Annotated in this window: 12 protein-coding genes; 5 read left to right on the top strand and 7 right to left on the bottom strand. The window is 43.4% G+C overall.

The features are described 5' to 3' along the window. Positions 1-4 precede the first annotated feature (4 nt). The 3 genes from U2P89_RS14605 to U2P89_RS14595 are packed head-to-tail and all read right to left on the bottom strand — an operon-like array spanning position 5 to position 2,731. The gene (locus tag U2P89_RS14605) at positions 5-784 is read right to left on the bottom strand and encodes a glycosyltransferase family 2 protein (protein WP_322191750.1); all 780 of its coding nucleotides are present in this window, start codon (positions 782-784) and stop codon (positions 5-7) included. Beyond that, complete coding sequence (locus U2P89_RS14600; protein ID WP_091904735.1) at positions 784-1,506, bottom strand: class I SAM-dependent methyltransferase; 723 nt, start codon at positions 1,504-1,506, stop codon at positions 784-786. The genes U2P89_RS14605 and U2P89_RS14600 overlap by 1 nt, the downstream gene beginning before the upstream one ends. Then, a complete protein-coding gene (locus U2P89_RS14595) occupies positions 1,493-2,731 on the bottom strand; it encodes a glycosyltransferase family 4 protein (protein WP_091904738.1) in 1,239 nt (412 codons plus the stop codon). The genes U2P89_RS14600 and U2P89_RS14595 overlap by 14 nt, the downstream gene beginning before the upstream one ends. A 221-nt stretch (positions 2,732-2,952) precedes the next feature. On the opposite strand from U2P89_RS14595, the gene U2P89_RS14590 reads away from it, so the two are divergent. Both U2P89_RS14590 and U2P89_RS14585 read left to right on the top strand, forming a co-directional pair. Then, complete coding sequence (locus tag U2P89_RS14590; protein ID WP_091904741.1) at positions 2,953-4,416, top strand: lipopolysaccharide biosynthesis protein; 1,464 nt, start codon at positions 2,953-2,955, stop codon at positions 4,414-4,416. 80 nt (positions 4,417-4,496) lie between these two features. Further along, the gene (locus tag U2P89_RS14585; RefSeq protein ID WP_322191749.1) at positions 4,497-5,327 is read left to right on the top strand and encodes an FkbM family methyltransferase; all 831 of its coding nucleotides are present in this window, start codon (positions 4,497-4,499) and stop codon (positions 5,325-5,327) included. Positions 5,328-5,457: 130 nt separating this feature from the next. Here U2P89_RS14585 and U2P89_RS14580 read toward each other — a convergent pair whose 3' ends face one another. From U2P89_RS14580 to U2P89_RS14570, 3 genes are read right to left on the bottom strand one after another with little or no spacing between them, the layout of a single operon-like run. Continuing rightward, positions 5,458-6,351: a glycosyltransferase gene (locus U2P89_RS14580; protein ID WP_076928439.1), complete on the bottom strand. Its 894-nt coding sequence runs from the start codon at positions 6,349-6,351 to the stop codon at positions 5,458-5,460. 12 nt (positions 6,352-6,363) lie between these two features. After that, positions 6,364-7,188: an MBL fold metallo-hydrolase gene (locus U2P89_RS14575; protein WP_322191748.1), complete on the bottom strand. Its 825-nt coding sequence runs from the start codon at positions 7,186-7,188 to the stop codon at positions 6,364-6,366. Positions 7,189-7,225: 37 nt separating this feature from the next. After that, positions 7,226-8,176 carry an NAD(P)H-dependent flavin oxidoreductase gene (locus U2P89_RS14570; RefSeq protein ID WP_416188646.1) on the bottom strand — a complete coding sequence of 317 codons (951 nt, stop codon included), beginning with the start codon at positions 8,174-8,176 and terminating at the stop codon, positions 7,226-7,228. Between the two features lie 341 nt (positions 8,177-8,517). Here U2P89_RS14570 and purD point away from each other — a divergent pair, with 341 nt between their 5' ends. The 3 genes from purD to U2P89_RS14555 all read left to right on the top strand — a co-directional run bounded on the left by purD (position 8,518) and on the right by U2P89_RS14555 (position 11,428). Then, positions 8,518-9,792: a phosphoribosylamine--glycine ligase gene (gene purD / locus U2P89_RS14565; protein WP_313380763.1), complete on the top strand. Its 1,275-nt coding sequence runs from the start codon at positions 8,518-8,520 to the stop codon at positions 9,790-9,792. Between the two features lie 14 nt (positions 9,793-9,806). Next, positions 9,807-10,826: a hypothetical protein gene (locus U2P89_RS14560; protein WP_313380765.1), complete on the top strand. Its 1,020-nt coding sequence runs from the start codon at positions 9,807-9,809 to the stop codon at positions 10,824-10,826. A gap of 98 nt (positions 10,827-10,924) precedes the next feature. Then, the gene (locus U2P89_RS14555; RefSeq protein WP_322191746.1) at positions 10,925-11,428 is read left to right on the top strand and encodes a DUF4251 domain-containing protein; all 504 of its coding nucleotides are present in this window, start codon (positions 10,925-10,927) and stop codon (positions 11,426-11,428) included. 71 nt (positions 11,429-11,499) lie between these two features. On the opposite strand, the gene U2P89_RS14550 is transcribed toward U2P89_RS14555, so the two are convergent. After that, the gene (locus U2P89_RS14550) at positions 11,500-13,128 is read right to left on the bottom strand and encodes an alkaline phosphatase (RefSeq protein WP_322191745.1); all 1,629 of its coding nucleotides are present in this window, start codon (positions 13,126-13,128) and stop codon (positions 11,500-11,502) included. Positions 13,129-13,143 lie beyond the last annotated feature (15 nt).

The raw sequence follows: 13,143 nt of genomic DNA, 5'->3' as shown, positions 1-13,143 counted from the left end.
TTGTCTATTTTAGCACTGCACGAATCACAAACCAGACGTGATGGAAAAAGGTGGAGATATGTCCGTAATATTTTGCCATAATACGGTAACGTTCTTTCAAAGACGCTTTGTGATTGGCCGTGGTCATCCCTTCGTTCAGGTAGTTAACCAGTGTGAGACGGGTGTTGTGGATAGAGGTGGCTTTTTTCATCATGCGGATACACCAGTCGAAATCGGAAGAGAAGCGGTAAGAGAGGTCATAAGGCTCCGTCAATTCCCGTTTCACAATAAAAGCCTGATGACAGACCAGCATTCCCTGTTTAAAACTCTTCCATGTGAGCCTGCCGGGTGCTTTCAGCCGGCGCATATGGAGAAAGCTGCCTTTATCATCCACAATGGCTGTCTCTCCATAGAGGATATCCGGTAGCTTGTTCCTGTCGAATGACTGCATCATTCTTTCCACTGTATCCGGTGCATAGAAGGTATCGCCCGCATTCAGGAAGCAAAGATAATCGCCCGAGGCCATCCCGATGGCTTTGTTCATGGCGTCGTACAGACCCTGGTCGGGTTCACTGACCCATTTTAACCTCTTTTGTACACTTGTCCGGTTTAGAATACTCCCCTCCTTTTGTATGTTCAAATCTCCCTCTGAATATTCCTGTATTATCTTTAATGTTCCGTCGACCGATGCTCCATCCACAATCAAGTGCTCCATATGGGAATATGTCTGTTCCTGCACGCTTTTCAGTGTGCGTTCAACCGTTTTCTCGGCGTTCCAGGTGACGGTGATGACGGATAGTTTCATTATTTTCGGGCGTATATGGCAATGTACGAAGATAATAATTTCCCTTTTACAGGGAATAGTTTGAGGGCATAGCTCAACATCTTAACCCATTTTCTCCTCTTTTGATTTTCCGGTTTTGGTTCGAGCCAGACCATTGGTTTTCCGAGATAACCTACAGAAACATCATAAAGATTGAATGACTGCATGATTTCTTTCAGGTAGGATATTTTCATCGATTGCAGATTGTGGGAGTCCAGGTTTTCCCTGTCGAACCGTCGCTGGAGTTCTCCGTTCAGACCCAGGAAGTTGGGGATGATAATCAACAACTGCCCTTTTTCCGAAAGGAGGTCAATATGTCGGGTAATTGCATCCCGTGTATCTTCGAAGTGTTCGATAAAACCCGACGAAAAAACCACATCATATTTTTTTTCTGATGAAAATGCAAAGAAATCGTTGTCGATGCATTGGATGGTTCCTTCCGGCAAATCGTTGATTTTCTCGAAATTGCGGACGATCTCTTTATTGATATGGAAATCGAGTATGGTTACGTCCCGGATGCCTCGACGGTAGAAATAGGCAGCATTTACCCCCGGAAAGCCGCCAATCTCGATAAAGTTTATTCCCCTTGTCAGCTTCGGCATGAACCTTTCGAACACCACTTTTTTTGGTATCTTGTCGTATTGGTAATTCTTCCAATACTTGTCCCAGTATTCTTTATCGGTTATACTGTTATTCTCCTTCATACTCGTAAATTTCCTTGTATTGTTGTGCGACTTTCTCCTGTGAGTATTCCTCTGTCACTTTCCCCCGGGCGTTGATGGAGAGCGTTTCGAAATCGGCCTCAAACAATGTCCAGATCAGTCCGTTTGCCAAATCCCGTGCGTTTCTGTATTTGGCCACGTATCCGTTCTTCCGGTGATCGATCATTTCCGGAATTCCCCCGATATGAAAACCTACACAAGGCGTGCCGCAGGCCATTGCCTCCATAATGGTATTGGGCAAGTTCTCATAGAGGGAGGGAGTGACGAACAGGTCGACGGCATTATAGAGTTCCGGCATCTGTCGGGGAGAAATATATCCCATGCTCCTTGCCGGCAGGGCAAGTTGTTTTTCTATCTCTTCCCCCCCGCCTCCTGCAATAAGAAAAAGCAGGTTTTCCGAATGGTGTGCCATCAATCCGGCTGCCTCCACCAGATAGTCCATCCCTTTACGCTTGTCGGCTGCCTTCACTGCCGCGAACAGGATAATCTTTTTATCAAGTGGCAAATTCAGTTTTTTACGTATTTCGCTTTTATCCATTGGACGGTAGGTGGCGGTATCAATAGGATTGGGGATAGAAGTGACCCTCTGCCCCCATGTAAGGGGGCTCTGTCCGGCCAACTCCCGTAACCAGTGGCTACATGCTGTAAAAGTGATATTGCCGGTTAAGTAGGTAGAATGCTTCCGTTTGAAAATAATATGTGAGAGGTCGTTTCGGGAGGGTGCCTTCAGATAAGGACAATGCCCGCACCCGAAGGTATAGGCGTCACAGGCGCCGGCATGGTGGCAGATGCCGGTAAACGGCCACATATCGTGCATTGTCCATACCACTTTTTTCCCGGAGGAGAGGATTTTTCCTATCTCTTTGATGGAGAGCATCCCCTGGTTTATCCAATGTAGATGGATAACGTCAGCCTCTTTGAATTCGGGAAGTTTTGTAATCGATACTCCCATATTAGCGATTGAGACATCGAATAGGTTCTCTCTTGACAGGCGATTGTAAAGATAAATAACACCACGTTCCCAATAGAACCGGAACGTATTCCTCTTTTTGCTTCCCGCAGTAAATACCGCCGTGTCACTTCCCAGTTTGGCACGCACCACCATCGAGGCATCGCATCCTGCATGGCGCACTGCATGTAATAACCGGGTTGCGGCTATGGCCGCTCCTCCCTGTATATCGTATGTACTGATAAAAAGTACTTTCATTTCCGGATATTCAAACGTAAGATTACAAAAATAGTGAATTTATAATTATCCTCTTGGATATATTTACCGAGATAGCCCAAAAAGATCTACTCTATGGATAATATCCAATGATGTTTAGTAAAACCGATACTTCCCGTAACAAAAAGTTGCGTATTTTTGCAGGATGATTTGAGATCGTCTGAATGTAATTGGACTACCCTGTTTATTAATCTATATCGTAAATGGCTGATTCCGCACTGAAGAAAAAAACAACCCGTTCGCTTTTCTGGAGCTTTATTGATAAGTTCGGGCAGCAGATACTCAACTTTGTGAGTATGCTGGTGCTGATGAATATCGTGGTGCCGGATGCTTACGGATTGATCGGGTCGCTGGCTGTATTTACAGCGTTCTCCACTATTCTTGTCGACAGCGGTTTCGGTAGATCATTGTTGAACCGGAAAGAGGTTTCCCCGACGGAATACAGCTCCATTTTTTATTTTAACGTAGGACTGGGTGTTTTTATATATCTGCTCCTTTTCTTTCTTAGCCCCTTGATTGCCGGCCTGTTCAATGCTCCTGCGCTGATTCCGGTTGCGAGAGGCATGTTCTTGGCTCTTATCTTCAATGCTTTCGGGTTGATACCTTTAGTAGTTCTGACTAAAAATGCCGATTTTAAAAGACTTACGAAAGCCAATATACTGGCTTTGTTTATAGCAGATGTGGTTGCCATTGTTCTGGCTCTTACCGGACATGGTGTTTGGGCATTGGTTGCCCAAATCGTTTTATATGCATTTTTCAGGACGATATTTATGTGGCTGTATTCACCATGGAGGCCGGTTGCGGAATTCAGTCTTGGCCGGTTAAGATCCTTTTTCGGATTCAGTTATAAATTACTGTTGTCGTCGATGATTTCCACCACGGTGAATAACATCTATCCAAGCCTTATTGCCGTATTCTACCCGATGAACCAGGTGGCATTCTTCAATCAGGCAAAGAAATACCAGGAAATTCCTTTTCTGACGCTTTCCAATACTTTCCGGTCGGTAGGCATGGTAATCTTGTCGGAGATCAACGATCAGACGGAACGCTTGAAGAGGGTAGTGAGAAAGCTGATCAAATCGATTGCTTTTCTCTCATTCCCAATAGCTTTCTTAATGATACTGATTGCCGAGCCCGCTTTTTATATCTTGTTTAAGGAGAAGTGGTTGGCTTCAGTGCCTTATTTTCAGATATTGACATTGGCCGGAATGCTACTGCCTTTTACCATTATTTTTAACGAGTTATTCATCGCAAAAGAACGATCTGCTTTTTTTCTGGGGCTTGAAGTTGTAAAAGGAGTTCTATTGCTCCTGTTAATTCTTCTCTTTTTTTCGAAAGGTATTATGGGGCTGGCTATCAGTTGGGTTGTATATATGATTGTGACGTTAATTTTGTCGGTATTTTTTTCGGGAAAGGTCATTCAATATTCACTTCTTGACTTTGTGAAGGATACATTTCCCTATTTCTTTATGGCTGTAATCAGTACGGGAGTTTCCTATTTTTCCACTCGGAATATTGGGAACGATATTCTTTTTGTTGTTATAAACCCGGTGTTGATTATGTTATTCTATATTGGGTTATGTAAGTTATTCAGATTGGAGATGACAGAAGAAATTGAACAATGGTTTGCGGCAAGAAAAAAGAAAAAAGTGTCAAATGGATATTGAAAATCAAATAAATATAAAAATTCCGAGAGTTTAATCACAAACCACCGGACATAGAATTAATTTAAAATAATATTTGTTCAATGAAAACATTGCTTGAAGAAATCGGAAAAAAACTAGGATATAAGTATTTTCGTTATGGGATCCCATATCAAATAGAATGTAAAAAACACAAAAATGAGATTGATCATTTGAAATCTGTTTTGGCAGATGATTTGTCGAGAGATGTATTAAATGCGGCCATTAAATGCAGAATGACGCGAAATTATAAATATCTCAAGCCGTTTTACGATACCAATAATACCAAAGAGTTGTTGTTGAGTTCTGGAGATACTGTGTGTTTTGATCCGTCACAGTATTTTCCCAAAGATATTATCAAACTTTCAACAGAAGAGGTTTTTATAGATGGTGGTGGGTTTGTTGGCGATACAGCTTTGAATTTTATCGAACAGACTACCGGATATTTTAATAAAGTACATATATTTGAACCTATTAAACGTAATTGTGAGCAAATCAGAAAAAACATAACAAATTTATCCGATAAAGTAATTTTGCATAATTTGGGGTTGTATTCTTCCTGTGAAGAAACTTTTTTTGAAGATTCAGGCAGTGGCTCCCGCATTGGTAAAGGTAAAGAGTTAGTAAAACTTGTGGCATTAGACAATTATTTTTCCGAACAGGAACGTAGTGAAATCACATATATTAAATTGGATGTTGAGGGTGCAGAAATGTCAGCTCTTGAAGGGATGCAGGATACAATTATAAAATACAATCCTAAATTAGCAATTTGCATATACCATAAACCTGCAGATTTATGGGAATTGCCACTGTATATCCATAAACTAAACCCCAAATACAATCTTTATATCAGGCAACACCACCCTGTTAATGAAACAGTTTTATATGCTGTATAGAGTAGAGTTTTTTTTAATGCCTGAGCCCCTAACTCTTCAAAAAAGATATTGTATTCTTTCCCGAAACAAGTTTTCTTCTATGGAAGGGCAATGCAGCCGGAAATTGGTGTAGGACGATGTGCAGGTTCTGTCAAATTTTTAAATGTCTTTTGATTCTTCGTCTTACTTTTGCCCAAAACGAATAGGTCTTGTTATGATATCTTTCTATTGATTTTCGTGCTGCCTTATTTTCTTCTATTACCGGAATATTGATGGTTAGTCTATCGGTATATAGCTGAGTAGTATAAATATCCTGAAGACCACTGTGTATGCCACTCCCGTCGAATCCGATATTTCTTACCAACGATCTTCCGGCATTGACCGAAAGCATATCTTTCAGAAACAAGGAAGCATTCCAGCGAATGGCCCATGAATTGTTTTTCCCATTTACTTGTCTTTGTAACATCCGGGTATAGGGGTATTTGCCATTGAAGTCAAACAATCTGGATAGATTGCGACTTTTTATTTCGTTTAATAGTGCTTCTCCGTCAGGGTTGAATTCTTTCCATGCCCTTTTCCAGGTAGCCCAGCCCCAACTTCCTGTCCACTTTATCAAAAAGGTTTCCGGCAATTCCGGAAGAGGATAGCAATATCCATGTATATGTCCGATTCTGTTTTCGTTCTCGAACATATCCAAGGCTTCGTTCATGAATGTGAGAAAATAGGGGGATGTTGACAGGTCATCTTCAATCACGATCACTTTGCCATACTCCTCAATCACCTTGGTTACACCGTCGATAATATTCTTTGCCAGTCCAACATTGTGGGTATTCTCGATAAGGTGAACTGCCTTGAATCCTTCAATAGGGCGAATGATTTCCCGTACCGCCTCCACATCTTTTTTATCTGTTTCATTCTTGTAGCCATCCGAAAATATAAATAGTTCACTTTTACTACAAAGGGCGTTATCCTGTAGTGCCTTCAATGTCTGTAGTGTATGGGAGGGACGGTTGTATGTGAACAAAAGTATAGGCGATAGGGACATTGGTGTGCGGATTTAAAAATCGGTTTTAGAGGACAATATATTCCGCTGTAATACCTGTAGCGAGACCTGTTTTCCCACCTTGATCCCTTTGCGGCTCAGATGTGCTTCTACAGTCTGGTAGGCCAGTTCCGGGTTGTTATTGTCACCACTGAGGTGGCAAAGCCAGATATTCCGGAGATCAGACGAATAGTTATCGGCCAGGAACTCGGCCGTTTGCCGGTTGCTCAGGTGCCCTGATCCGGAGGTGATGCGTTGTTTCAGCGGGTAGGGGTAGCGACCGTTATTCAACATCTCTTCATCATAATTGCTCTCAATGACGAGATGATTGGCTTTGCAAATATAATAAGCTACTTCGTCGGTAATGGTACCCACATCGGTGGCGAGAGTAAACCGGTGGTTGCCGAACCGGATAAAATAGCCGGAGTTATCCACACTATCGTGGGGTACATTGAAGGCTGTGATTTGGAAATCTTTAATTTGAAATGGGGTTCCTTTTTCAATATATATGGTTGACCCGTTAAGGCTGTTGCGGACAAGGGGATGATTTATAATCGCCTTGTGTACTTCACGGGTGGCATAGACCGGGATATGCAGTTTTTCTCCCAGATAGCCTACCGATTTGATATGGTCGTAGTGGTCGTGTGTGACCAGGATTGCCATGATCGAAGAGAAGTCGATCCCATAGTGGGCAAGCCGCTTCTTGATGACACGCGGACCGATGCCGGCGTCGATCAGGATGCCGTAGCGGGAATTCCCCAGATAGTAGCTGTTGCCGCAACTACCGCTGCTCAGGCTGAAAAAAGAGAATCGTTCCGATGGAAAAAGTTCATACTGCATACTTACGAATGTGCCAATGTTACTGATGTGCCAATTGTCAATTATCAATTACTAATTGAGATAGCCGATGAATAGTGCGGTTGTATTGCCCGATCATTTCATTGACAACCTGCCCTGCAGGGATGATCTCTTTTATATGTGAGGCGATCTGTCCGATCTCCAGTTCACCTTCTGTGAGGTCTCCTTCAAAGATACCCCTTTTTGAACGCCCTTTGCCTAATAGTTCGCGCAATTCTTCGGGGGTAGCGCCCCGGTCTTCCAGTTGCTGTACCTGTTGGTAGAACTCATTTCTTACCAGTCGTGTGGGACTCAGTTTCTTGAGTGATAATACCGTATCTCCTTCATTCAGGGAGATGCACCGTTGTTTGAATGCTTCACTGGCAGAACTTTCATTGGTCAACGCGAACCGTGTACCTACCTGTACTCCTTCCGCGCCCAGGGCAAACGCTGCAGCCATCGCTTCGCCCGAGCCGATCCCCCCGGCAGCAATCAACGGCAGATCTATAGCCTTTCTCACCTGTGGTATCAACGCAAAAGTGGTAGTTTCTTCGCGACCGTTATGCCCGCCGGCTTCAAATCCTTCGGCGACGACAGCGTCGACACCGGCTTCCGCACATTTAATGGCAAACCTGGAACTCGACACCACATGCGCTACTTTTATTCCTGCCGATTTGAGTGTCGCTGTCCAAGTTTTAGGATTGCCGGCCGAAGTGAAAACGACAGGTACTTTCTCTTCGAGGATAATCTGCATGATCTCTTCGATTTGAGGGTACATCAATGGTACGTTCACCCCGAACGGTTGTCCTGTGGCCGCCTTGCACTTTTGGACATGTTCTCGTAATGTCCCGGGATGCATCGATCCCGCCCCAATCAGTCCCAGCCCTCCGGCATTGCTGACTGCAGCCGCTAATTTCCAGCCGCTGCACCATACCATTCCTGCCTGGATGATAGGATAGCGAATACCAAAAAGGGCTGATATCCGGTTTATGCTCATGTTTATGATATTTAACTACGTTTCACTCCGTTGAACGTTGTTTGTTGCTTGAAGTTACAAAGATAGCAACCTCCCGACGATTTTCCCTCATTGTCGTAGGACAAAATCAATTTTGCTTATTGGAATCGGTTTTGGAAGAGGTCGTCTATTCCCGTTTATTCCCACCTCTATCCATCCAAATTTCAAATTTCGTTACATTACAGTTTCAATTTTTTTAGTAGCTTTGCATATTCAATGTGACTAATGTGCCGATGTGTCAATATGCCAATAAGAATACTGTAAGTGGTAATTAATAATTGGTAATTAGTAATTGCTAATTTGTAATTGAAAATTATATGAACGTCCTTCTTCTTGGTTCCGGTGGACGCGAGCATGCGTTGGCCTGGAAAATTCAAAAGAGCAGACTCCTGAATAATCTGTATATTGCTCCCGGCAATGCGGGTACCGCAACGTTAGGGACAAATGTCGCCATTGATGTGACGGATTTCGGTGCGATGAGACAGTTTTCACTTGATAATGATATCGATATGATTGTGGTTGGTCCGGAAGTCCCTTTAGTGGAAGGGGTTTATGACTACTTCCATGAGGACGAAGATATCTGTCATATTGCTGTGATTGGTCCCTCCAGGGAAGGTGCTCAATTAGAAGGGAGCAAGGATTTTGCCAAAAGATTTATGACCACTTATAATATCCCTACTGCACGTTTCAAGACAGTTACTCTTGAGAATGTGACGGAAGGGAATGCTTTTCTCGATTCGCTCCCTTCACCCTATGTGTTGAAAGCGGATGGCCTGGCGGCAGGGAAAGGAGTCCTGATCCTGAACGACCTGAATGAGGCGAAGCAGTCGCTTTGGGAGATGCTCAATGGGAAATTCGGCGCGGCTAGTAAAAGTGTGGTAATAGAGGAGTTCCTGTCGGGGATTGAGTGTTCAGTTTTCGTATTGACAGATGGAAGATCGTATAAAATTCTTCCGGTAGCAAAAGACTACAAACGGATCGGTGAGGGTGATACCGGGCTGAATACCGGAGGTATGGGGGCTGTGTCACCTGTATCTTTTGCTGATGACCTATTTATGGAAAAAGTGAGGAGACGGATCGTGGAGCCTACTATCGAAGGATTGCAAAAAGAAAAGATAGATTACAAAGGATTTATTTTCCTGGGCCTGATCAATGTTGAAGGGGAGCCAAAAGTGATTGAGTACAATGTTCGAATGGGTGATCCGGAGACGGAAGTGGTGGTACCTCTGATCAAGTCGGATCTTCTGGAATTATTTACTGCCGTAGCTACCGAAACATTAGATGAGAAAGTATTGGAAATAGACGACCGTTACGCTGTGACAGTGATGATGGTTTCCGGAGGATATCCAGGAAGTTATGAAAATGGAAAAATCATTGAAGGACTGAATGATGTAGAGGATAGCATTGTTTTCCATGCCGGTACAAAGAATGTGGGGGATAAAATTGTTACGTCGGGAGGACGTGTGCTTTCCGTTACTTCATACGGGAAAACCATGGATGAAGCCTTAGGGACATCTTATAAGAATATAGCGAAGATCCATTTTGAGAATGGCTACTTCAGGAAAGATATAGGCTTTGATCTCAGTATATAAAATCTAATGTGCCCATGCATTCTGTCGTCAGGTCATTCCGTGCAGCTTTTGTGGAGGGGCGTTTTGTTCCTCTGCTTGCCGCTTTCGGAATGATAGGTATGCGGGCTGCCCTGTTCTATACGCAGGGTTTACCCCGGATTGCCTCTCCCGGTGACAATTATGCGTGGGAACCAATAGCACATCTCTTTGCCCGTCCGCAGGTTTCACTGATTGCTTCTACGCTGGCTGTTTTTTTGATCGCATGGATCCTATCCCTGTTAAACGGTAGGTTCAATCTTATTCGTTCGCGGTCAAACCTGCCTTTTACCGCACCGGTATTCTTATTAAGCCTTCATCCCTATTTTTTGGTGATGTCGGGCGATTATATTGCTGTTATTTTTGTCCTTCTGGCATTCTTCCCACTTTTGGAGTCGTATCAGAAACCGGATCCATATCTTTGTTCGTTTCGCGCATCCATACTCATCGCAATGGCTTCACTGTTTCAGATCTATGCCTTTGTGTTATTTCCCTTATGGTGGATCGGAGAGCGGTCGATGCGGGGACCTCAGTTTCGTTCGTTTGTTTCGTCCTGGTTCGGTGTTTTCCTTGTGTACGTAACGTTGTTCTCTGTTTATTGGCTACTTGATGATATTCCCCGTTTCGTCAGGCCGTTTCTGCAGTTTGTCTCCTTTTCAATACCCGAAATCCCCCGGTTTTCTATTCTGGAATGGGGTGGAGTATTGTTTGTCGGATTGTTTTTTATATCCAATATGATTTTCAGTATCAGGATATATAGTCGTGATAAGGCGCTCACTCTTTCATTAATGCAGTTTGTGGTCTTCCTGATTGTTTTTCTATTGCTTCTTCAGATGGTGTACTGGCAGGAAACTTTTTTCTTCTTGTCGCTTTCCCTCACACTGGTCTCTTATCTGAACGCATATTTCTACTCAATAACGATTTCGAAAAACCATATTTATGTGGCATATGGTATGTTGTCGCTGATGCTGTTGTTATATCTCTCGCATCTTCTCCCTTCGATGGGTACCCTTCTATAAAACAAAAAACTATTTTCCTTTGTTTATTATATGATTATGTCACTGGTGATATGTGATTTCTGCTATATAAAGGATTTTATTTATGAAGGAGGATATATATGAAAAAGTTATCATTATTTAGTATTGCAGGACTTCTTTCAGTTCTATCTTTTTGTGCATGTGGAAGTGCCCAAACGGCGGTTGAGAAAGAGAAACTGGCAGCCGATGTGGGGAATGCGGTGAAAGTGCCCGATTTTACATTTAAAGCTACCTACGCCTATCCTACCGGTTACAAGTCGATTTATCTTTCACCCTATTATGATGTGAAAGTGTCGCCAGATACGGTGATAGCCTATCTGCCTTATTATGGCCGCGCCTACCGTGCGCCTATGGATCCGAGAGAAGGTGGATATCGTTTCACGAGTACGGACTTTGAGTATAAAGCAGATAAAGGAAACAAGAAAAGGAATTGGGATGTGGTGATCACATTCCGTGACCTGGATCGTCCCGTTACATTCCGCTTTGATATATGGGACAACGGAATGGCACGCCTCAGTGTGAACGATACGGATAGACAGCAGATATCATTTCAGGGAGATATTGTACTCCGGAAAGAAGAATGATTTCTGTCAAAAAACAAAAAAAATCCACCTATAAAGTGGATTTTTTTTGTTTTATAGTAAGACCCAAAGATTTATAATTTCTCCGCAAGAGCCACCGGCAAATAGAACGTATCGTTCTTATCGATATAGACTGTTACAGATCCGATGTCGAATGGTTTCCCATTCAATGTAGCCACGGATGAGAATGCTTTCACCTCAAGGCTGTTCTTTCCTTTCTTTACCCGGAGTACCGGAAAGTCCGGATCTTTCTTATCAATTGAATATTGTAATCCCGCAAAGACCTCGTTATGTTTGGCGAAAATCTTGTCGGATAATTCCTGTAGCGATATCTCCAATCCGGTTACTTTCTGCAGGTATTGATTCAACTCTGTATTTTTCACATGTCCCTTGAGCACATCGCCCTGTGGGTGGTAAGAAGCAAGAAGCACTTCTTCGCCGGTGTGTCCTCCCGTAGTGAAACCAAAACAGGTCCGGGAATTCAATATGTTTACAATGTTGTGTGCCAGGTTATTGCTGGTCCCGACTTTCATATAGTCTGCTTCTTTATAATTCTTGGAAGCAAGTAGTGTTTCAAGTTCTTCATCAGTGATATCGATATCGGTATATTGTTTGAATACCGCTTTAATCCCTTCGGGTTTTGTATTGACCAATATCGATTCCAATCCATTGGCGCTCAACTGGTATTTAGAGACTGTGCCGAAAAGTTGCTCTATGGAGAGTTTATCGTATCCCGGACAATCCCTTGTTCCGATGGTGAAACCGCTATTTCCATGGTCTGCGGCAACCACGACTACTGTATTTCCGTCTTTTTCGGCAAATGCCATCGCCTTGCCTACTGCCTCGTCAAAAGCAAGATATTCGTCGATCATTGTGGCTGCATCATTGGCATGTGCTGCCCAGTCGACCTGGCTCCCTTCTACCATCATGAAGAAGCCGTTTTCATTCTTCGATAGTATTTCTAAAGCCTTTTCAGTCATCTCTGCGAGTGAAGGTACCTTGTCGGGATTCCTGTCGATATTGTAAGGGAGACCCCGTTCGCCAAATAGCGCCCAAACCTTCCCATTGCCATTATAATTGAGTAATGCTTCTTTATCGTTTTGAATGAGAGTGGTTCCGTTATTTACGAAATGTTTTTTAATGTCATCGGTAAGAATACTGTTACCGCCGGCGAACACCACGTCTATGTTCTGATAGGCCATTTGCGGGGCAAGGGCCTTGTAGTTGCCTCTGTTATAATGATGTGCTGAGAAGTCGGCCGGTGTGGCGTGGGGAAACTCACAGGTAACCACTAATCCTACTGCTTTCTTTTTCTCAATCTTTGATGCTTCGAGGATTGTGGCGGCAGGTTGATAAGTACGTGATGCATCTACGGGAAACAGGTCGTTATCGGAAACTTCAGGATGAATAGCCACGTTACCGGTTTGTTGTAATACCCCGGTTGCGTAGCATGAGCCGGTGGGAGCAGAGTCACCGATCGGGGCGTTAGATGAAAAGGTGGTGACGGTGCCTGTGAAATAAGGATCGATGTTCAGTTTATCCTCCATACCATTGTAGTACTTGAACCATCGTGCAGCAGAATAGACCCCTACGGATGTGCCGTCGGGGATCATCATAATTACATTTTTTACAGGCCTTACTTCCTGTGCAAATATCAGGGAAGCAGCCAGAAACAGATAAAGAAGTGTGGCAAATCTCTTCATAACGATTGTCATTGT

The organism is Proteiniphilum sp. (assembly GCF_034331125.1).
Taxonomy (GTDB): domain Bacteria; phylum Bacteroidota; class Bacteroidia; order Bacteroidales; family Dysgonomonadaceae; genus Proteiniphilum; species Proteiniphilum saccharofermentans.
Note: the sequence above shows the minus strand (reverse complement) of the source record. Positions and strands in the feature narration are given on the sequence as shown.